This is a genomic window from Shimia sp. R9_2, from assembly GCF_017743735.1.
Classification (GTDB): domain Bacteria; phylum Pseudomonadota; class Alphaproteobacteria; order Rhodobacterales; family Rhodobacteraceae; genus Shimia.
This window is the reverse complement of the sequence record NZ_JAGHRO010000014.1, coordinates 1-19743: the sequence shown is the minus strand read 5'-3', so window position 1 is coordinate 19743 and position 19743 is coordinate 1. Positions and strand designations below refer to the sequence as shown.

At 52.4% G+C, this 19743-nt stretch carries 20 protein-coding genes; 15 read left to right on the top strand and 5 right to left on the bottom strand.

Going from position 1 to position 19743, the window contains the following annotated elements; genetic code table 11:
• Positions 1 to 46 precede the first annotated feature (46 nt).
• Entirely contained in the window at positions 47 to 220 is a 174-nt protein-coding gene (locus J7400_RS20495; protein WP_209065995.1) for a TRAP transporter large permease subunit, read from the top strand.
• 167 nt (positions 221 to 387) lie between these two features.
• Positions 388 to 897 carry a hypothetical protein gene (locus J7400_RS20490; RefSeq protein ID WP_209065994.1) on the top strand — a complete coding sequence of 170 codons (510 nt, stop codon included), beginning with the start codon at positions 388 to 390 and terminating at the stop codon, positions 895 to 897.
• A 149-nt stretch (positions 898 to 1046) separates the two neighbouring features.
• Here the strand turns inward: J7400_RS20490 and J7400_RS20485 are convergent, their stop codons facing one another.
• Positions 1047 to 1382, bottom strand: a complete 336-nt coding sequence (locus J7400_RS20485) for a TetR/AcrR family transcriptional regulator C-terminal domain-containing protein (protein WP_209065993.1) — start codon at positions 1380 to 1382, stop codon at positions 1047 to 1049.
• Positions 1383 to 1652: 270 nt separating this feature from the next.
• Here J7400_RS20485 and J7400_RS20480 point away from each other — a divergent pair, with 270 nt between their 5' ends.
• Both J7400_RS20480 and J7400_RS20475 read left to right on the top strand, forming a co-directional pair.
• Complete coding sequence (locus tag J7400_RS20480) at positions 1653 to 2699, top strand: AraC family transcriptional regulator (protein WP_209065992.1); 1047 nt, start codon at positions 1653 to 1655, stop codon at positions 2697 to 2699.
• 99 nt (positions 2700 to 2798) lie between these two features.
• Positions 2799 to 3725, top strand: coding sequence for an alpha/beta fold hydrolase (locus J7400_RS20475; protein ID WP_209065991.1), 927 nt, complete (start codon positions 2799 to 2801; stop codon positions 3723 to 3725).
• Between the two features lie 163 nt (positions 3726 to 3888).
• Here the strand turns inward: J7400_RS20475 and J7400_RS20470 are convergent, their stop codons facing one another.
• From J7400_RS20470 to J7400_RS20455, 4 genes are all read right to left on the bottom strand, one after another.
• Positions 3889 to 4854: an SDR family oxidoreductase gene (locus J7400_RS20470; RefSeq protein ID WP_209065990.1), complete on the bottom strand. Its 966-nt coding sequence runs from the start codon at positions 4852 to 4854 to the stop codon at positions 3889 to 3891.
• A 23-nt stretch (positions 4855 to 4877) separates the two neighbouring features.
• A complete protein-coding gene (locus tag J7400_RS20465; RefSeq protein ID WP_209065988.1) occupies positions 4878 to 5195 on the bottom strand; it encodes a hypothetical protein in 318 nt (105 codons plus the stop codon).
• Positions 5196 to 5204: 9 nt separating this feature from the next.
• Positions 5205 to 5717, bottom strand: coding sequence for a hypothetical protein (locus J7400_RS20460; protein WP_209065986.1), 513 nt, complete (start codon positions 5715 to 5717; stop codon positions 5205 to 5207).
• A 69-nt stretch (positions 5718 to 5786) separates the two neighbouring features.
• On the bottom strand, positions 5787 to 6848 hold the full coding sequence (locus J7400_RS20455; RefSeq protein WP_209065984.1) for a hypothetical protein: 1062 nt from the start codon (positions 6846 to 6848) through the stop codon (positions 5787 to 5789).
• A gap of 426 nt (positions 6849 to 7274) precedes the next feature.
• Here J7400_RS20455 and J7400_RS20445 point away from each other — a divergent pair, with 426 nt between their 5' ends.
• The 11 genes from J7400_RS20445 to J7400_RS20395 all read left to right on the top strand — a co-directional run bounded on the left by J7400_RS20445 (position 7275) and on the right by J7400_RS20395 (position 19422).
• Positions 7275 to 7451, top strand: coding sequence for a TetR/AcrR family transcriptional regulator C-terminal domain-containing protein (locus J7400_RS20445; protein ID WP_209065983.1), 177 nt, complete (start codon positions 7275 to 7277; stop codon positions 7449 to 7451).
• Positions 7452 to 7507: 56 nt separating this feature from the next.
• Positions 7508 to 7867 carry a nuclear transport factor 2 family protein gene (locus tag J7400_RS20440; protein ID WP_209065982.1) on the top strand — a complete coding sequence of 120 codons (360 nt, stop codon included), beginning with the start codon at positions 7508 to 7510 and terminating at the stop codon, positions 7865 to 7867.
• An 81-nt stretch (positions 7868 to 7948) separates the two neighbouring features.
• Positions 7949 to 8278: a hypothetical protein gene (locus J7400_RS20435; RefSeq protein WP_209065981.1), complete on the top strand. Its 330-nt coding sequence runs from the start codon at positions 7949 to 7951 to the stop codon at positions 8276 to 8278.
• Positions 8279 to 8477: 199 nt separating this feature from the next.
• A complete protein-coding gene (locus J7400_RS20430; RefSeq protein WP_209065980.1) occupies positions 8478 to 9233 on the top strand; it encodes an IS5 family transposase in 756 nt (251 codons plus the stop codon).
• Positions 9234 to 9392: 159 nt separating this feature from the next.
• On the top strand, positions 9393 to 11282 hold the full coding sequence (locus J7400_RS20425) for a PAS domain-containing methyl-accepting chemotaxis protein (protein WP_209065979.1): 1890 nt from the start codon (positions 9393 to 9395) through the stop codon (positions 11280 to 11282).
• 31 nt (positions 11283 to 11313) lie between these two features.
• Positions 11314 to 12162, top strand: coding sequence for a protein-glutamate O-methyltransferase CheR (locus J7400_RS20420; RefSeq protein ID WP_209065978.1), 849 nt, complete (start codon positions 11314 to 11316; stop codon positions 12160 to 12162).
• Positions 12159 to 12644: a chemotaxis protein CheD gene (locus J7400_RS20415; RefSeq protein ID WP_209065976.1), complete on the top strand. Its 486-nt coding sequence runs from the start codon at positions 12159 to 12161 to the stop codon at positions 12642 to 12644. Before J7400_RS20420 ends, J7400_RS20415 begins: the two co-directional genes overlap by 4 nt.
• A gap of 3 nt (positions 12645 to 12647) precedes the next feature.
• Positions 12648 to 14261 carry a chemotaxis protein CheW gene (locus J7400_RS20410; RefSeq protein WP_209065974.1) on the top strand — a complete coding sequence of 538 codons (1614 nt, stop codon included), beginning with the start codon at positions 12648 to 12650 and terminating at the stop codon, positions 14259 to 14261.
• Between the two features lie 460 nt (positions 14262 to 14721).
• Entirely contained in the window at positions 14722 to 14952 is a 231-nt protein-coding gene (locus tag J7400_RS20405) for a hypothetical protein (protein WP_209065972.1), read from the top strand.
• Between the two features lie 704 nt (positions 14953 to 15656).
• On the top strand, positions 15657 to 17078 hold the full coding sequence (locus tag J7400_RS20400) for a hypothetical protein (RefSeq protein WP_209065971.1): 1422 nt from the start codon (positions 15657 to 15659) through the stop codon (positions 17076 to 17078).
• Positions 17071 to 19422 (top strand): acylphosphatase, encoded by a 2352-nt coding sequence (locus tag J7400_RS20395; protein WP_209065969.1) that lies wholly within the window; start codon positions 17071 to 17073, stop codon positions 19420 to 19422. The genes J7400_RS20400 and J7400_RS20395 overlap by 8 nt, the downstream gene beginning before the upstream one ends.
• Positions 19423 to 19743: the final 321 nt, after the last annotated feature.

The following is a 19743-nucleotide window of genomic DNA, read 5'->3' as shown; positions in this document are numbered from 1 at the left end:
ACGTTTAGATAGGGCTTAAAATGCCCCAGGGCGGCGGTATCGGCTTATGACGCAACCTGTTGGCATGGTGTTTTTTGTACTGTCTAGCGTTTGCAAAGTGCTATTTGTGCAGTGTGTAGGAGCCACTCTGCTCTTCTTAGTTCCGCTGATTGGCGCGCTCCTATTGCTCATTTTCATTCCGCAACTGGTGCTTTGGCTACCTGAACTGCTCTATGGATGAGGCATATCACGAAGTTGCGCTACTCATACCAGAGTCAGCGTTCTAAGTTACCACTATTCAGCTTTGGACTTCGTTACCGCCGTAGTGTTTCACATTCGGTTGGTACAAGGACCAAGGGCCATGCAGTGATTTACCTCGGCGGGGCAATCGATTGAATATGAGAGTCTTTGGTCCGTCTGAATTTGCTGGATGGAATAGATGTTGTTGAGAGATGGAACAGCGCAAATTGGTACCGTACAAATGCATTTTGTGCCCTTTTTTCCTCCAATGTCGACCTGTCACTTGTATTACTTCACCCTAACATCTCCGAGGTCTACCGTAGCAAGGTCGCCAATCTGACGGAGGCGCTGAACAATCCTGCGACCAAAGCCGAAGCGACGACGATCATCCGGTCTTTGTTGGAGGAGATCCAGCTTACCTCTCACACAAATGCCATGGAGATAGAGCTTGTTGGGGAGCTGGCTGGTTTGATTGCATTAGGCCAAACAAAAACGGGCTCGGAGCGTTTGCTTCGGGCCGTTCTGATCGATGGTTGCGGGAGCACGCAGCCAACGATACCGAACCATTTTTACCGGCCGCTTATATTCACTCGCATTACCTTTGTCCTCCATCTTTCGACCCTAAGCAGACATCTCCACCGCTTTCAGCAAACTACCCCTATGAGCCCAAAGTTATGAATGCTGCGTCCAATACCCATTTCCGCTCCGCCGAAGATTGAGCAAGAGTGAGACCGATCTTATCTGGCCTCTCCAAGAGTTTACGGCGCAAAGGTTATAGATGATTTTGTGACTGATCATTTTGCGTCCATAGGCAGAAGCACGGCATGCTAGCCAACCGCAAACTGCCGCAAGAAAATGTCGACGCTCTCACTGGCAACGCTTTGCAAGTTTTCAGGCGCGGTGACGGAAGTTTCGTGCGTCAAAAGAGGAACAAATATCGTCGCCTTGAAGAGTGCCAATAGGCGATCAGACGCGACGTTAGGATCGCTTTTCTTCAACTGGCCGCAGGCCATGGCGCCTGTCAAAAACTCCGCGAGCGGCGCATCGATAAATGCGAACTCCTTGTTGACCCGGCTGGCAAAATCTGGGCTCCGCATCAGTTCTCCAATCAGCACTCTTGACCCATTCATGAATGCGTTCATGACGCCGATGTCCTTTGTCATTCCATGGCTGACTCGTCCTGATCTGGAGAGTGTTCAGCGCTGGCGTGAGATGATGGCCGCGCGCCCGTCAAGCCAGCAAATGATGGAACCACTACCCACCAAAATTGGCTGAAAAATAAACGGTTGCGTTCCTATGTGAGCCCACCTGCCTTCGAGCCAAAGCATGACAGACAGATGACCGCTTATTCGTAATCTGTGAACCATATTTTTTGGCGCGTTATGCGACGAGTTTGGCGGGTGGTGCTATAAACTATCTCGGTGTCGGAGGCTATGTTCTACTTCGACACCGAGGACAAAATGATGCCGACGCCCGACCGAATAAAGACGCCCGACACTTTCTGGAAAGCGATTGAGAGCCTGTCGATCAGCCGCGCTGCGCTCTTGCGAGATGCAAAACTGCCCTCAAGCGTGTTTTCGTCAGAAGGGCGTATGACAACGAAGCAACTCTTCGCAATGTGGGAGGCCCTCCAAACTCTGGGAGGTGATGATATTGGCCTCGCACTAACGGAAACTATGCACGAAGCAACCTTGCCGCCGTCCTTTCTTGTCGCATTCCACGCCAAGAATGTTGGTGAAGCCTTACACCGTCTCGCGCGATTCAAGGCGCTATGCGCACCTGAAGAGTTTCGGATGGCCGTAGAGGATGACGGGTGCGTCGTGACGACAGCTTGGACATATGCCAATCAATTAGAACCCGACGCGCTCACGGATGCGACGTTCACGTTCCTCGTGAACATGGTGCGGGCAGGAACTGGGGAAAGGATCACGCCCAAATCCGTCGAACTTAGGCGTGGCCTAAGCGAAAGGCTTGAGACCTGGTTCGGTTGCGCGATCACATGGAACGCTCCGCACGCCAGAATTACCTTCAACAAAGAAGATTTGGAGTTACCCTTCACAAGCTACAACAGCGAGCTTCTGAAGATGTTAGACGCTGCTCTCGAAGCCGATTTGAACAAGGTCGAGAACACGACATCACTAACCGATCAAGTCCGTTGGCATCTACGTCGCGCTCTGACCGCCGGTCGTCCAGAACTGCGCAGCATCGCGCGTGACATGGCCATCAGTGAACGCTCCTTGCAGCGCCATCTAAGGAGCGAAGGTCACAGCTTTAAGTCGCTGTTGTCAGACACGCGACATCAACTGGCCTGCGAGTACCTCGACGAGCCCGATTTCGACATCAGCGAGATCGCATACCTGCTCGGATACGAGGACCAGGGATCGTTCTATCGAGCCTTCCTGAAGTGGGAGTGCCAAACCCCGGCAGAGTGGCGTTCACGCCTCTCGGACAGCCCGGACAAGGTACCAATCCGCACCTAGGGTCCGCTTCTCACAAACGACCTTCACCACGAACCACTTCCAGCGGGCTCGGACGACCGGCCCCGAACAATCAAACACGCCAATCCAAGGAGAACAGAAATGACTGCTCAACCAACCCCAGATCAGCTTGCAACCCTCAAAGCGGTCGCGCGCGGCTATGTGTCGATCGATGGCGAACGTGCACCCATCTTGGAAACACCCAAAGACTATGGGATGAAATACGAAGATGTTACGTTCATTGCCGATGACGGTATCAAACTAGCAGCCTGGTTCATCCCTGCTGAAGGGTCCGACAAGCTGATCATTTGCAACCATCCGGCCACCCTCAATCGTTATGGTTTTCCGGGTCATCTAGAGCCTTGGAGCAATTTTCAGAATGTCGAGGTGAAGTTCGGCAAGGTGCACAAGGCATTGCACGACGCGGGCTACAACGTCCTAGCCTATGATCTTCGCAACCACGGCGAAAGCGACTCCGCCCCGGACAATGCTTGGGGACAGGGATTCTCCGACGAGTACAAAGATGTCATCGCGGCCTTTGACTACGTCAAGTCGCGGGAATACTTGCGAGATATGAAAGTTGGCCTGTTCAACCCCTGTGCTGGTGGTGGCGCAGCGATCCACGCCATGTCCGAGCGCCCGGAGTACTTCGAAGACGTGAAAGCGTTTGTTTGCGCCCAACCCGCGTCGATTAACATCATGTCGAAGGTAGCATTGAAGGGCATGGGGCTCGTTGAGTTCTACGACACGTTTGTGCAAGAAGTCGAAAACGTGAGGGGACTGAACCTGAATGAGATGACGCCCCATCTGTTCGCCAAGAACATCAAGATGCCGACTTATATTGTGCAGAACAAAGATGATGTCTGGACGGTCTCGGAGGACGTGCAGACCACCTTTGACCTGCTGCCGAACCCGAACAAAAAGCTGCATTGGATCGAAGACGGCGATACGCGCCGCTTCATCGGCTACAACTTCTTCGGTGAGCACCCCGAAACGATGATCAGGTTCTTCGACAAGCATATGAGCTGAAACTAACATTGAGGTAGGCGCGGCCTCCCGTATCTTCCTCGAGGATAGTCTCGCCAACTTCTGCATGGTGATTCATTTGAAATCAATCCAGCGTTCGTTACGATTGATCAACCGTTCGTTTTGTTACGCTACAGAAACAAGGAGTCGAAACTGTATACTTTCCTTATGCGACGGTTTCTTGTTTCTGGATCGCCCAGCTGGTGCCGGTCTCCGTTTCGGAAAGCTCCCAAAGCTGCACGGCCTGCACTGGATCAAGCACGCTCTTTTCCAACTTGCTTTCGCCAACCGGACCAACCATTTCGGCGCGTTTGGTCGGGCCGTAGTATGCGGCGGGTTTGAGGTTCTCTTCAGTCGCACACAACACTTCGGGCCAAGCGCCCCTCTCGGCGGATTGAGCCAATGGAGACAGCAGGATGAACAAGAATTTGGTCATCCGGTTCGCCTCTTCCTTGGACAGAGTTGTGCGTGCCGCGCCTGGGTGGCAGACGTGGATGGAGACCGGAATGCCTGCTTTGGCAATACGTCTTTCCAGTTCGTACGCGAACATCATCTGCACGAATTTCGAATGGCAATAAGTGATATGCGGATTGTAATTGCCGTCAAAGTTCATGTCTTCGAATTGCACCCGCTTAAGCCCCATCTTGTGGCCGTTGCTGCCAACGACGACAATGCGCGCATGACTGTCCACCAGCCGGTCAAACAGCAACCGAGTTAACAAGAAGTGGCCGTAGTGGTTCGTGCCGAGCTGGCTTTCGAACCCATCCCTGGTGAACTGTTGCGTCGCAACCTGAGCGATGGCGGCATTTTCAATCAGAACGTCAATTTGCGGCACCTTAGCCAATACCTGATCGGCTGCGGCGCGAACCGAGGCCAGGTCGGCCAGATCCATAGGGATAAATCGAACATCGGCCTGGGTGCCGAACTCTTGTTTCAACGTGGCGATTGCAGCCTCAGATTTGGGTGCGCTTCGGTTCAGCATGACGACGCTTGCGCCCTTGGACAGGAAAATCCGGGTCGCCTCGTATCCTGCACCCGCGTTGGCGCCAGTAATGACGATATTCTTGCCGGTCAGATCGCCAACACGTTCGGGGGTCCAGCCCTTGGGGCCGAAAGGGTTTGGATGGGTCATTGGAGATATCCTTGTAGTTTTTTTCAGAAACTTGGGCTGCCCATTGCATTCCCAAACAGAATGCTGGTCATGACGCTGACGACCGCTAATCCCATGAACATGGCAACCATCGAACCGGCGTGCGACATCTGAGCCCTGCTTAGGCGCAGCATCACGTAGCCGATCAAGATGTTCGTCAGCCCCCAAAGGACGTTGACGAGTGGTGAAGACAAACCCACTCCGGGTGGTGTGGCAAATGGGGATGGAAAAGCACTGCCCATAACCCCAGCCACCAAATGTGGCACTGCATTTCCAAAGAAGAAGCCGACGGCAAAAGCGGCCAGATAGTGATACCATTTCATCGGTTTTGCCTACCTTCTGCTAAGCGTCTTTGCAGTGACAACGGGGGCGTCAGTCAGAAAGATCTCCATGGTACTGTCTTGCGCCCGTTTCTCGATGGCGCCAGACAGCATGAAGCTGGCTCCAAGCTTTTTCAGAGCATCGGCATAGGCCTGATCCACTGCAGGGATGATCTCATCCATGTCCTTCGGCGGGGCAGCATCGATGTTTGCAACAACACCGTCCAATCTGAGCTGTCCGCCTGGATCAGAGAGGAACACGCTGTGCCATGAACGCTCGCCATACTGGTAGCGGCGGCAGAAAACGCGATCATCTACGGTCACAAACATCAAGCGGATGAAACGGTGGGTATACCCGGCACGGATTTCATGAAAACGGGTCTGATTGACCAAATTAGCCAGCTCGGATTGTGTTTGAGGTTCTTCCATTGGACCTCTCAAGGTGCGCAATAATGGATGAATGGCGGTTCCGATTATGAGTTTTGGAATGCCACTCACCACGTTCCACAGGGATGCCTTTGCCATCTTCCGGGCCTTTCTCTTGACACGTGAACCTGGCGACAACGGGCGCCAGATCCTTAGTCCCTTGGCTATTCAACTTAATTTGTTGAAGAATTCCGCCGCTGCGTCGCACGACGCTTTGACGGCCTCTGGCTTCCAATAGAAGTCAACGTGGCTGAACTCATCGAAAGCACGAACCTCTGGGTTGTTTGTCAGCCGATCAATGAAATTGGTTGAACAGATTGCTGTCGCCGCGTTCGGCCCGTAGATCACCATCGTCGGTTGGGTGATCTTGTCTGCGTAATGCTCACCAATCGAAATCAAAGACTGCATGGACTGGTCGCCAATGTGTTCATTGGTGAAGTTCTTGACCTTTCCAGGGCCTGCAACGCCATCCTTTCCATAGTAGTTGTAGGTGTCGTTCGACATTGGAATCCCCAACGCATTGAATTCTTCCCGCGTCATGCTGTCGTCCAGGACATTTGGCCAAGAGTAATCCGCTGCGCCGGTTTCATACATTCTTTGCTTGGAGGCATTTGCTGCAGCGATCACTTGATCGGCCATGCCACGATCACCCCATTGGAAAGCGTCAGCTGCCATCATGCCGGAAACTGTGACGATCTTCTTGATCCGATGATCTGTCACTGATGCAGAGGCAATGATCGAACCACCCTGACATACGCCAAGACCATAGATCTCGTCTACGAATGAAAGTGTACCGAGATAGGAGACAGCATCCCAGGTATTTTCGATCAGCCGGAACATGTAGCGTGATTTCATATGTTCGCCGGGAAGCGCCGGAGAGGAGCCCATGCCCATGTAGTCAAAGCCAAGATAGATAAAACCGCGCGCGGCCATTTCGGGGCCGTAGGTCGCTGGGATCTGGTCCTTGACCTGCGGGAAGGGGCTGGCACCGACAATGGCCTTGTACGTCTTGGCCGGATCGAAGTCTTCGGGCAGATACAGATCGCCCACAAGATCGAGGCCGAAGGATTTGAATGTGACGGGGTTTGTTCCGGGTTTGAAGGACATTTCAGAGGCTCCTGCGTTGATGGGAAGGGATGTCTGTTTCGCGCCTGCGCCCCAGCCCGCGAAGGACATCAGGGAGGCAAGCGAGGCGGTTTGGATGAGGTGGCGTCTTGAGAGGTTGGTCATTGTCGTGGTCCACTGGTTTCCAGGATCGTGTTTCACCTTGCTAAAGTAAATCGTTGTGTTTACTTAGGTGGAGTGAGCTTCCCTTGTAAACAGATAATTTTACTTTTGAGGTCGAAAATCGTGAAACGCACTGAAAAGAAAAGATATTATCGATGCGGCGATCGATGAGTTCCGAGAGCAGGGATTTCTAGGGGCCAAGACCACCTCAATCGCCAGAAAAGCGCAGGTTTCGAGTCGCACGTTCTACAATCACTTCGAGAGCAAGGAGGCGCTGTGGCGGTACATCACAGTCATAACTGACGAGACCGCAATCGGTTTGAACCGCATGGTTCTGTCAGAGTTGATCCGGGATTTTGACCGCTCTCGTTCGTTTTTTAGTGAAAGCGAAACACACGACTATCCCGTCACGCTACTGATCAGCGAAGCATGGACGCGGGCGCGCTTCGCAAGGCGGATCCGGCATTCGCGACCAACCAACTGCTTGCTATTGTCAAAAACTTCTATTTCTGGCCTGAGTTCTTTCTTGGTGAAAACTCGACGCAAAAAGAAGTACGCGACGACTGTATTGCGATGTTCATGTCGCATTACAAAGCAGGCGGCTGAAAGAAGAAAAAGCAAAGTCCATTTGTTCGCATGACCAATGAAAAAGGAGATCTATAGTGACATCAGCGGAAAAGACCGCGCACGTGCGTAGATATTTCGAGCTTCTCACGGCATCGGTCATCGATTGCATCATATCGCTTTTTGACACGGAAGCACACGTGGTGTCCCCGTTTATTGGCCAGATGAACCTAGCTGACTTCTTCAAGAAGCTGGGCGACACCTCCTCTGCGAGCAAACTCACAGTATTTGATGTTCTTGTCGGCGAATACGGAGATAGTGCTACCACACATTTTGAGTATGACTGGACATTGAAGAACGGCGATCAGATCGTTTTTCAGGGCGTAGACTATTTCAACTTCTCTGAGAGTGGCAGGTTTGCGTCTTTACCGATCTTTTATGACACATCCCGTGCGTAATGACGTAGGCGACAAGTACGCATCGGCTTAAAACAACGGCGGCTTTGGCGGCGACAGAAAGTAAATTAAAGCGAGGACAACATGATTATCCGTTGGTGGCGAGCAGTGGCAGGAACTGATGACGTATTGGAGCAATATGCTGATCATCTAAAACGAACGACGTTCGTTGAAATGGCACAGCTTCCAGGACATTTAGGGGCTGCCCTTGCGGTCAAAGTGAACGGTCAACACAACGAACTTGTGGTTACGAGCCTTTGGTCTGACCTCGCTTCTGCAGGGCACTTCGAGAAAGGCGATTTTGATGACGCAGTGGTCAAACCAAGCACCCAAAAGCTCCTAAAATCGTTCGATTTGAAAGTCGAGTACTTCGAAACCGTAGTAGCGACGGGCGCCTTGACTGACGACGGCTAAAGTTCGCAGCTGCCCCTTATGCATTGTGCAAACAGCAGACACTCTCGCGAACCGCAGCGAACACGATTTTCCGCACATACTGCATGAGTTCAACATTTCGAATGTGCAGAAAGAACGGTTTGGAACTTCGCGCTAGCGTCAGGACCCTTTGATTTCTGCTTGGTTGCGTGATTTACGATTCGAAAATCACGCGGTGACCATGTCTGACCTTTTTTGGTTGACGGATGCGCAGTTGGCACGTCTTGAGCCTTTCTTCCCCAAGTCCCACGGCAAACCACGCGTTGATGATCGACGTGTGTTGAGCGGCATTATCTTCATTAATCGTAGTGGGTTGAGATGGCGCGGTGCCCCTTCGGTTTATGGCCCATACAAAGCGCTCAATAACCGTTGGAAGCGGTGGAACGACAAAGGCATCTTTGCCCAGATGATGGCTGATCTGGCTGCCGAACACGGTGAAGAGAAGATCGCGATGATCGATGCAACCTACCTAAAGGCCCACCGTACCGCGACCAGTTCGGGCGTAAGAAGGGGACGTGGACGCTTGATCGGTCACACCAAGGGCGGCATGAACACCAAGCTGCGCGCCATCTGCGACAGCCGGGGGCATCCTCTCAACCTGATCATCATCGCCGGTCAGGTCGGCGATTACATTGGTGCGCGGGTACTGCTGAGCGGCCTGCCCGATGTCAGTTGGCTGTTCGGGGATCGAGGCCATGACGCCGATTGGTTCTGGGAAGCATTGAGAGGCAAAGAGATACGCGCCTGCATCCCTGGCCTGCAGCAGCGAAAGAAGCCGGTTAAGTACGACAAGCGTCGTTACAAACGGCGAAACCGGATCGAAAGCATGTTCGGCAGGTTGAAACATTGGCAGCGTGTGGCAATCCGCTATAACAGGTGCCCGAAGGTCTTCCTGTCAGCAATCGCCCTGGTAGCGTTCGTTATCTATTGGTTATGAGTCCTGACCCTAAAACCCTCTCAGAAACAATGAAAAACGCACGGGCATTTGCGGATTATTTTAAGAATACGCCTCCCCGCAAAACAACCTCAAATAGCCAAATCTTAACCTGTCTCCCGTCATTTTCGGCTCCGGGATTATTTCTGAAAGGGCCAAATCATGGGTGCGCGTACAGCGACTGGGGCAACGGATACAAATGTCGATCTGCAGGGGGTTGTGGATGCGATCAATCGCGTGCAGGCGGTGATCGAGTTCGAACTCGATGGGACCATTATCAACGCGAATGAGAATTTCCTGACAACTGTCGGGTATGAGTTGAACGAGATACAAGGCAAGCATCATCGTATGTTCTGTGAGCCAGCTTACGCAGCTTCGGAGGATTACCGTGATTTTTGGATGCGCCTTGCGACCGGAGAATTCTTCGCGGGTGAGTACAAGCGGCTTGGCAAAAACGGTGCCGAAGTCTGGATCAATGCGTCCTACAACCCAATTTTCGACGCGGACGGCAAACCCACCAAAGTTGTGAAGTTCGCCACAAACGTAACCGAAGAAAAACGCCGGATTGCAGAGCAGGACGGTAAGATGGCTGCGATCAGCCGAGCGCAGGCTGTGATCGAATTTGATCTGGATGGCACCATTCGGTCAGCCAATGAAAATTTCCTGGCTACGGTCGGATACGCTATGGATGAAATCCGCGGCCAGCATCATCGGATGTTCTGCGACCCATATTATGTAAGCACCGCTGAATACCGCAAATTTTGGGAAGACCTTGCCGCTGGTGAGTTTGCGGTCGGCGAATACAAGCGGTTTGGTAAAGGCGGTGCCGAGGTTTGGATCAACGCCTCCTACAACCCGATTTTTGATTCCGATGGCAAGCCTTTCAAAGTCGTGAAATTTGCTACCAACGTGACCGAAGAAAAGCTGCGCACGGCAGAGCAGGATGGCAAGATGGCGGCCATCAGCCGGGCGCAGGCAATGATCGAGTTTGAGCTGGATGGCACAATCCTGACTGCCAACGAGAATTTTCTGGCAACCGTGGGATATTCGATGGAAGAGATCCGTGGGCGCCATCACCGAATGTTCTGTGAGCCTGCCTATGTAAACTCTCCAGCCTACACCAAATTCTGGTCAGATCTGGCTGCGGGTGAGTTCTCTGCAGGGGAATACAAACGCTTTGGTAAGGACGGCGCCGAAGTTTGGATCAACGCCTCCTACAATCCGGTGTTTGATGCGGACGGCAAACCGGTGAAAGTGGTCAAATTCGCCACTGACATCACTGCCGCGAAACAGGTGGAGAAAGAGGTCACCCGCATTGCAACGCGGTTTGCGGATCAATCCAGCGGGATTTCGGAGCAAGCGCAAACCGTGGCCAGCGGGGCGCAAACCCTTGGCTGCACCACGGAAGAAATCAGTGCCTCTGTAGAGGAATTGAGCGCCTCCATTGACTCGATTGCCCAAAACAGCAACCGCTCTGATGAAATTGCGCAGAAGACCAAAGAAGAAGCAGATCAGGGTGCAAAAGCGATCGAACGGTCCATTGAGGCGATGGATCTGATCAACTCCTCCTCAGAGGAAATCAGCGAAATTGTGAAGACAATCAGCGAAATTGCCAGCCAAACCAACCTGTTGGCATTCAACGCAGCGATCGAAGCGGCCCGCGCAGGCGAACATGGCCTCGGCTTCTCTGTTGTGGCGGATGAAGTGCGCAAACTGGCCGAACGGTCTTCGCAATCTACCAAGGAAATCAGCAAACTGATCAACGACACTGTTAAGCGCGTGACGCAAGGCAGCGAAGTCTCCCGAGAGGCCGGTGCCGCATTCACCAAAATCCTCTCGGGGATTTCGGAAACAACGGACTCCATCACGCAAATATCTGTTGCTGCGAATGAACAGCAGACTGCTGCACGGGATGTGGCCGAAGCCATTCAGAGCATTGTTGACGCATCTGAGGAAGCCGTTGTGGCCTCCGATGCGATTGCTGCTGCGACAGTGGAATTGAGCGGCGGGGCTCAAGAGCTCAAATCGGAAGTTGCGAAGCTGGGCGGCTGATCCGTCGCACCACTCAAGGAAAGGGCTTTTGATGACATCACATGTTGCAGAAACCAGCATGAGCGACAGCGAGTTCTCAAAACTGCGCGCAATTGTGCATAAGACGACAGGCATCACGATTGCGGAGAACCGCCGGTCGATGCTGATCAGTCGCTTGCGCAAACGCCTGCGTGAGGTGGAGGAGCCGAGCTTCTCCTCCTACATCTCCCGGCTCGCCAATGACCCCGGCGAGATGCAAGAACTCACCAATCGGGTGACAACAAACGAGACCTATTTTTATCGCACGCCCCGGGTCTGGGATCATTTCATAGAAACGTTCCTGCCGGAGTTCCACAAGACAGCCGGTGGGCGAAAAATGCGGGTCTGGTCCGCTGCTGCGTCCACAGGTGAGGAAGCGCATACGGTTGGGGTGTTTCTGGAACAGCAACGCCTTCAGCACTCGGGGTTTGACTACAGCGTACTAGGCACGGATGTGTCGTCCCGTGTTTTGGATATTGCCCAGACCGGGGTTTACAACGGGCGCGCAATCGCCCGTTTCCGTACCGCGCAGCCCGAGCTGTTTCAGAAACACATGAAAGGGGATGACGCCAAAGGCTATAAGGCCGTACCTCAGGTTCGATCACGGCTGAAGTTCAAGCTGCACAACCTGCTCGAAAAAATGAGCGGTGCGGGCGGTTTTGACGTGGTGTTTTTGCGCAATGTGCTGATCTACTTCACCCCTGAAGATCAGGAGAAAATACTGGCTCATGTCAGACGCATGATCCGCTCCGACGGTGTTCTCTATATTGGAGAGAGCGAAACACTGACCAACCTGAGCACCGATTTTTCTCAAATCGCTCCGATCATTTACCAACCCACAGCGCGCGTGGGGGCGGAATGACGACGGCCGCCAACGAAAAACTGCATGTCCAGATCGGGCAGGTCAAAGTCGGTCGAGAGGGGCAATCTCTCACGGCCATCCTCGGATCCTGTATTGGCTTGGGCCTACTTTACCCGGCAGAGGGCATCTTTGGTTTGGCGCATTGTCTGCTGTCAAAGTCCGGGACCAAAAGTGAAAAGCTGAGCGGCCGGCATGTTGATCAGGCGTTTTGGTCGTTGCAATCAATGATGGATCTCAACGCCTCCAACATTCGCAAGGTGAAGGCACTGATTGTTGGTGGTGCGAATATGACCATGCCTGCGGACACCGATCCCGCTCGATTGGTTGGGAGCATCAACGCCAAATTTGCCTATGGCGTTCTTCGTCAGGCGGGGCTGCGCAACATTTATGAGGACGTCGGTGGCCTGCAGGGGCGGCAGGTGACGATTGACTGCACCAGCGGGGAGTTCACCGTCGCACACATCCCGCGACTGGGAGAATAGAATATGGATTTGACTTTGGATCAGCTATCTACAGCGCCGAAAACCTCCGATGGTCTGGCTCCGATTGGGCAAGAGCCAAACCCAGCCACGGAACCGACGTCTTTTGCCTCACCGCCGGAACCCGCGCGGAGAGGGCAAGAGAAGCAACAAAAAGCGATCTACGGCTCCTTCATGATCGGAGAGACCGAATTCGCCATTCCGGTGTCATCGGTCCAAGAAGTGGTGAACGAGCCCAAAGACATTTCACCTGTCCCTTTGTCCCCTGACTATATGCTCGGGCTCTTTAATCTGCGCGAAAAGATCGTGCCGGTGGTAGATCTGCGCAAGCTGTTGGAATACCCGGATGCACCCAAGGACAAGGCTGGCAAAGTTGCGATTATCGAACATGGGGCACATAGCATTGGCCTGTTGTTTGATCGTACAAGCGAAGTTCTTAACGGCAAGGATGCAGCGCGGGTTGATTTCAAACCCAACGATCGCGGCATCAAAGATATCGTTATCGAAGGCGTTCTAAAGTTTGAGGGCGGAGACCGGCTTGTCCAGATCCTTGATCCTCAGGAGCTGCTGAACCTGGAGAAACTGCCGCGCAGCAACAGCGGTGCAGAAGCGAGCCGTCAGGCATTTTCACGGGGCAAACGCCACTCCTGCATTTCGTTCCAGACCGGTCATACCTCTTGTGCCATTGATCTTCGGTTCGTGAAGGAAGTGCGAGAGTTGCCAAAGCTGGATCAGTCGCTTTTTGCGCATGGCCATATTCTGGGCACCGCAAATCTGCGCGGAGTCATTTTGCCGGTGATCGATTTCCGTAGCTTTCTCGGCGATGAGCCGGTGATCGAATTCACCCAACCGCCACAAGAACGGCGCATGTTGGTGATTGAGACTCCAGAAGGGCCTGTTGGTCTGATGGTGTATTCCATCGACAGCATCCTGCCGTACTACGAAGATGAGATTCTTCCGTTTGCAAAACTTGCGCTGCCTTGTGGGGATCTGGTCGAAGGCTGTCTGATTGATCAGGAAAATCGCATCGTGATGATGATCAAGCCGGAAATGCTCCAAGAAGACAAAGGCTTTATGGAAGCCGCAAAGGCATGCCAGGAGATCTATCCCCCAGAAACGGAGGACAGCGAAACATCGGCGCAGCTCCGCGGGAACACCCGCCGCACCTTCATTCAGTTCACCTTCGACAAACGCTTTGCGCTTGAAACATCAAAGGTCAGCGAAGTCATTGAGCGGCCTGCGGAATTGCTGGAGCCTCCCTTTGCCCTGAAATTTGTAGAAGGGATCATTAACCTTAGAGGCGATCTGATCACCCTGCTCAATCCACGCCTGCTCTATGGCATGCCTCCCACCAAGACAGCCGACCAAAAGGTTTTGATCTTCAAGCACAATGGGCAGAGGTTTGGGATTTTGGTGGACTCCGTGGATGAGATCATCATGACCACTGAAAACCAGATTGCTGCACTCAAACCCATCGATAAGCAGAACACCGAAAGGAGCGTTGCAGAAGATGTGGCAGGCTGCATACAGCACACCAATACGTTTGGCACGCTGAACTCAGTGCTGATTTTGGATACGGATGCCCTCGTGACACGCTGCTTGAGGTCTATGGAGCAGTAGGCCGCTTCTTCGTTCAGTGGTTTGGAATGGAAAGCGGCGGAGCGGTATCTTGGTCTGCAATTTCTAATTCCGTCGAAATTGGGGGCTTTTTAGGCTCTGTCTGCCTCATAGGGCGCACCGATTTCAGAGGGCTGCTTTCGGCTGTCTTGGCCCTGCAAAAGGGTGGCTGTTGCGTTAATAGCAACATTGGGTACGTTCAGTGATTTGAGTTGCCAATCCCGCGTAGATCGCCATTCAAACACCACCGCTTCCCGCGCGATACCAACCTTTGCGCCGCCGGCGCCACGCTGGGTGTGGCGACAGTCTTGGCTTCAGGTACGCTCGTGACGCTGAATGCAGAGGCACCTTCTGCTATGGCGCCTTTGCGGGCCTGAGTTCGACAGCCGCGGCGGTCGAGACGTTTGACTATACGATCTCAGATGGCAACGGGGGTTTGGTTACCGCGACAGTGAAAATTACTGTGGATCCAGAGCCGTCAGGCAATCTGCTTGGTCAATGGGAGTTCAATGGTGATAGCACGGATCTGATTGCCGGGAACACCGCACTTGCCAGGAGTGGCGCTCAATTTGGGCCGAGCGCCGCGGTGCTGGACGGCGTCAATGACTTTGTTGAAATCACAAGCCTTGGCGCTTGGGTACGTCACAAGCCAGAAGTAATTATGGCGATGCAGACCGGCTGCAGGATTTCCTAGATGGGCAGGTAGATAGTTTCGTCTTCGCTGACGGTACCTTTTACGATGGATTGTTCTAAAGCAGTATCCAGGATTCAGGGAGTGCGCATTGAATGAGCCGCATCTGATAGAAAATACGCGCTTTGTTTGTCTATCGATTTGGCGTGGCAGGATGAAGGTGTTCGGCGCGAAGTCTTTATGCTCTGCAGTCCCGTTTTGTTCGTTATCAGTAATTGCGTGCCCCGCAACCAGTGCTCTAGAACATCAAACAGCCGCAGGGCGGCTTTGTTCGTTTTAGGATGCCCCCAAACACAAGAGACCAGCCAGTTTGCCAACCAACTCAATGTCCAAAGCGCCGGGCGTATTGGGCAGAAGGTCAGTGTTCTCGAACAGAGACTGGATGATCCTCGTGGCCTCAGCTTTGGTCGCGGGATCGTTCAAAGACTTGGACAAATTGGCAATCAGATCCTCAGCATCCGCCGCACAAAGAGCAAAACGGCGTGAGTCCAAACAGCTTAGGAAATAACCTTGCGTGGGACACAGAAGCCTCTCAGGCGCGGCATTTAGGTCGGTGTCTTCACAAAGCCGTCTACCCCCTCGAACACGTGCCAACAAGTTGGCAGTCCCCGAGATGGCTTGAGTGTTTTTAGACTTGGAAGTGGGCTCACATCTACTATTGTCGGTTCACTTTCGAAATTTTAAAAAGCCGATATCGGGTTCAAGTCATGCTAATCGCGCAGAAACTATGCGAAAAAAACAGTTTTTCGTTTGAGGCTACGTTTCGAAACCAGTTCCTTCTTACCCAGAACAGAACTCTAGATGTACCCGAATGGACGGAGAAAAGCCTCAACGGCTGGCACCTTAAGCACTGTCAGGATTTACCCGTAGCAAAAGTCGTGTCTGCCACGGGTTTGCCTATTGGCTTTATCCTAGGAGTCGCAGTCGACAGTGATGGGCATTGCGTCGACGGTACTCAAACACTGCCTTGCGAAGAAACTTCGGTGAATTTCTGGGATGTAGTTGAGCGTTACGTTATAGGGCTCGCTGGCCGCTATGTTGCGATCTTTCTAACCAACGACGCTCAAAGAGTTTATACAGATCCGGTTGCCGACTACGCTGTGGTCTATGATCCGGATGCTCGCATCGTCGCATCCTCTTTGTGCCTTTGTCTCGATCGAGAAATTCACCCGAATCCCATTTTTCCCTGGCAGGAAATTACAGGGCGCCGCAAACAGTATTCGCTGGGCCATACCAGAGATTTTGGAGTGAAACGGCTGCTCGGGAACCACTATCTTGGCCTGCGTGATTTTCGTCCCAAACGCTTCTGGCCCCGGCATGACACAGATCTTGAAACGAGGCCTGAAGATCAGGTCAACGAAGTTGTGGCAAGCATCAATGAGCGGCTATCTCAAAATTTACGGGCACTGCTTAGGAACCATAAGTGCATCTTGCCGCTTTCCGGTGGGCGGGATTCCAGATGTTTGCTTGGTGCAGGGATTGAAGATGTCCAAAGCGCCGAATTTGCGTTTACATGGCGGTTTCACAAGCAATCTGGCCAAGACGCAAATATTGCACAGAAGATTTGTGAACGCTTATGCATCCGCCACCAACTCTACAGCTTTCAGAAGACGACTTTCAAACATCGGCAACGTTATTTTCTATCGAATGGCTACGCCACTTTTGGGCCAGAAGTGAAGACTCTCGCTGTACACGAACAGCTGCCGAAAGGATTTGTTGTTCTGAGAGGGAATATTATGGGCATACTTCGGGCGACAAATTGGGCTCGGCAACGTGAAGGCAGCTTGAATTTAGAACACGCCGTCAAACGGCTTAGAATCTACGGGCCGGATGAAACACAACGGGACTTTCAGCTTTGGTTTAATGCCTTTCTGGAATGGTATGAAACGCTGCCCCCTCAAGGAAAGAACAAGGTGCATGACCTCGCATGGCTGGACATAACGCTTCCACATAGCCAGGGTGCGCGTTGGCATGGTTTTCCCAATCAGTTCTATATGAATCCCTTCGCTGACCGGCGTCTCTTGTCTTTGTCTATGCAGTTGCCCTTAAAATTACGCAGGAATGACAAAGCATATGCCGCACTGCTGGATCTAACGGTGCCTAGCCTCAATGATATCCCGTATGTCTGAACGTGACTGCTACCACCTCCTCGTCTACGGCAAAGTTCAAAAAGTCGGCTTTCGCAAGTGGACGTTACAAAAAGCTGCTACTTTGGGCATTCAAGGGTGGGTCCGCAACCGACCAGACGGCCGTGTAGAGGCAATGGTCACTTGTACCGAAGATCAGTTGAAACCGTTCTGCCGTGCTCTTGAAGAGGGCCCTGCAAACGCGCGCGTTGCTCGGTTGGTTGTAAAGGAGGCAAGGCCAAAAAGCTTTCGCATGTTCACTGAGAAAGCCGATGGACCATTGACCGCTGAGAAAGTGAATGACTTGGTTTACGAGCTCCATCCAGAATACCTGGAAGCGTGTCAGCGCGCCTACGATGCGCTCCCTTCTGAGTGCCGCGAATTTACCAAATATGAATCAAAGCCAACCCGTTGGCGATTTGGGCAAATTGATGCGGCCGCAAAAAAATTCGGCGTTGAGCTCACTTATTTGGGCCCCAAATCGCCCCCAAATTTTTTGTGCAAAACCGACGGAGACTTGTTCGGGATGGATGTTACTCGCCCTTCTTGGGTCAGTCCAATCACCGAAGAATTTAGCAACAACAAGTTTCTGACCAAAACTGTTCTGAGCGCGCAGGGTATCTCCGTTCCCTACGGAAAGGTTTGCAACGATTTGACGCAAGCTCATGACGCCTTTGACAAGTTGCGTGGTGATGCGGTTGTGAAGCCTGTGTTTGGAACTGAAGCCAAAGGCGTGACAACAAACATTAAGTCGCACCACGGACTTAAAAAGGCGTTTGAATACGCAAAGTCGGTTTCGCGAAACGGGCCGGTGATAGTTGAAGAGTACGTCAAGGGCGTCGATATCAGAATTCTATTGATTGGTGACAAAATCGTTGCGGCCTACTTACGGCTGCCTGCGCATGTTGTCGGAGATGGGATCCGAACGATTTCCGAGCTTGTTGAAATCAAAAACGCGGCGCGTGCAACTCTGCCGGCTACACAGGATGCGCACCTGCTCGAGCTCAACATCAGCCAACGACGGCTGTTGACGCTACAAGGACTGCAACCCGATGATGTCCCCCAACGCGGCAAATTGGTTTTGCTTGGAGTTTCGCCTAATTTTACTGATGGCGCTGACCTGGTACCTATCACAAACCAAATCCATCCAGATATCGCGCAAATGGCACAAGACGCAGCGCGAGCCGTCGATCCTACGGCATTTTGGGGCATAGACGTACTCTCTGAAGACTTTGCCGCGCCTCTTACTGAAAAAAACGCATCTATATGTGAAATGAACAGCAGACCCGTCGGTGGCGTTTTCCGACACGCGACACATGGTTCGCATGTACCTTTTTTTGAAAGCGTGTTTGACCAAACGCTCAACATTGGCGATCAGACCATTCCCTGTACCGAGAAAGAAGTCAGCGTTTCCTATGCGCCGGAGGTAAATGATGCGTTTGATAAACAAGTCGCAGATGCCATCATGGCGTCGAGCGCTGGAACAAAGCTCTTAACGCCCAAGATCCTTGTAAAGCAAAGGTCTGCTGCTGCCGATTTCTATTCTCTACAACAGAATTCCAGCGCTGTTAGAAGTGCGCTTGCGCCGTGGCGTTGGCTGGCTCTCCGCGATGCGCTCGATGCCAATGGCGTAAATGTGGCATCGCATTTTCCCTTGGATCATACCGAAATCGCCTGGCATGATCGCGCAAGTCCCATTGGCCGAGCATTTACACTTAAGCGTCGGCATAAGATGAAAACTCATTGGGTTGAAGATTCAAATCGTCTTCGATCTCTGACGAAGAATTACTCTGATTGGGAAATCATTTTTCAGCCCTTCGAAACCACCTCTTCCTTGGAAGTCGCCATTATGGGAGGCGCAGCAATCGCCGCTGCGCAACTTGAATACCGACCAGTGCGTGCGACCGGCGAAGAAAGTACATTGGAGCAACTCGAGAGAACCCTTTTCTTTCGACGCGGATCGATCTCTTTGTCTCAAAGGCAATCCAGAAGGGAGCTTTTGGCTCCTGACGACGTGCTGCCAAGGGGCACGTTTCTCCCTCAGCCGAGAACCTACGCTCGTATGTTGAGTGCCATCAACGCGGACGTAAAGCTCACCGAAGATCTTAAGTCTGCGTGTGATAAAATTCTGAGAATTTTACCTGGTCTGCAGACAGCCACCGTCGTGTTCCGAGAAACCGAAACAGGAGATTGGGGCGTTTCCGAGATTAGGCCTGACATTGATCCGCGACCATTCCTAATCCCCGATGTTGGGGAGCCAATAAATTTGGCTTGTATACAAGCAGGCTTGGTGCTCAAGCGGTGCCAAACCTATCCTATCCAACTAGAAAGCTTACAAATTCACTGATTCATCCAGCCTCGAAACGACAGGTTTGAAACAAGAGGTATATCGATTTGCCACGTAGACTTCTCGCCCATCACAGAGCACTAAAAATAAGGCACCATTCGGAATTGTCATTTTGACGGTCATTCGGCTACCGATGACACGATCTGGACTTAGCTGGCATCGATGAATTTATCGTCTATATGGCCCGAGCTGCTTGATCAGCCCCACCCAAGTGGTCCGGTTTGATTGTTAGTGCATGACTGGCCTCTGATCCATCGGGACGACGGTTTCCGGCGCTGGTGGGCGGTAACCCAGAGCACTATGCGGTCGTTTGGTGTTGTA

What these genes read in the sequence shown, in the direction of transcription:
- J7400_RS20495 (WP_209065995.1), top strand. Translation starts at nt 47, where the DNA reads ATGACGCAACCTGTTGGCATGGTGTTTTTTGTACTGTCTAGCGTTTGC.
- J7400_RS20485 (WP_209065993.1), bottom strand. Translation starts at nt 1,382, where the DNA reads ATGACAAAGGACATCGGCGTCATGAACGCATTCATGAATGGGTCAAGA.
- J7400_RS20480 (WP_209065992.1), top strand. Translation starts at nt 1,653, where the DNA reads ATGTTCTACTTCGACACCGAGGACAAAATGATGCCGACGCCCGACCGA.
- J7400_RS20475 (WP_209065991.1), top strand. Translation starts at nt 2,799, where the DNA reads ATGACTGCTCAACCAACCCCAGATCAGCTTGCAACCCTCAAAGCGGTC.
- J7400_RS20470 (WP_209065990.1), bottom strand. Translation starts at nt 4,854, where the DNA reads ATGACCCATCCAAACCCTTTCGGCCCCAAGGGCTGGACCCCCGAACGT.
- J7400_RS20465 (WP_209065988.1), bottom strand. Translation starts at nt 5,195, where the DNA reads ATGAAATGGTATCACTATCTGGCCGCTTTTGCCGTCGGCTTCTTCTTT.
- J7400_RS20460 (WP_209065986.1), bottom strand. Translation starts at nt 5,717, where the DNA reads ATGGCAAAGGCATCCCTGTGGAACGTGGTGAGTGGCATTCCAAAACTC.
- J7400_RS20455 (WP_209065984.1), bottom strand. Translation starts at nt 6,848, where the DNA reads ATGACCAACCTCTCAAGACGCCACCTCATCCAAACCGCCTCGCTTGCC.
- J7400_RS20445 (WP_209065983.1), top strand. Translation starts at nt 7,275, where the DNA reads ATGGACGCGGGCGCGCTTCGCAAGGCGGATCCGGCATTCGCGACCAAC.
- J7400_RS20435 (WP_209065981.1), top strand. Translation starts at nt 7,949, where the DNA reads ATGATTATCCGTTGGTGGCGAGCAGTGGCAGGAACTGATGACGTATTG.
- J7400_RS20430 (WP_209065980.1), top strand. Translation starts at nt 8,478, where the DNA reads ATGTCTGACCTTTTTTGGTTGACGGATGCGCAGTTGGCACGTCTTGAG.
- J7400_RS20425 (WP_209065979.1), top strand. Translation starts at nt 9,393, where the DNA reads ATGGGTGCGCGTACAGCGACTGGGGCAACGGATACAAATGTCGATCTG.
- J7400_RS20420 (WP_209065978.1), top strand. Translation starts at nt 11,314, where the DNA reads ATGACATCACATGTTGCAGAAACCAGCATGAGCGACAGCGAGTTCTCA.
- J7400_RS20415 (WP_209065976.1), top strand. Translation starts at nt 12,159, where the DNA reads ATGACGACGGCCGCCAACGAAAAACTGCATGTCCAGATCGGGCAGGTC.
- J7400_RS20410 (WP_209065974.1), top strand. Translation starts at nt 12,648, where the DNA reads ATGGATTTGACTTTGGATCAGCTATCTACAGCGCCGAAAACCTCCGAT.
- J7400_RS20400 (WP_209065971.1), top strand. Translation starts at nt 15,657, where the DNA reads ATGCTAATCGCGCAGAAACTATGCGAAAAAAACAGTTTTTCGTTTGAG.
- J7400_RS20395 (WP_209065969.1), top strand. Translation starts at nt 17,071, where the DNA reads ATGTCTGAACGTGACTGCTACCACCTCCTCGTCTACGGCAAAGTTCAA.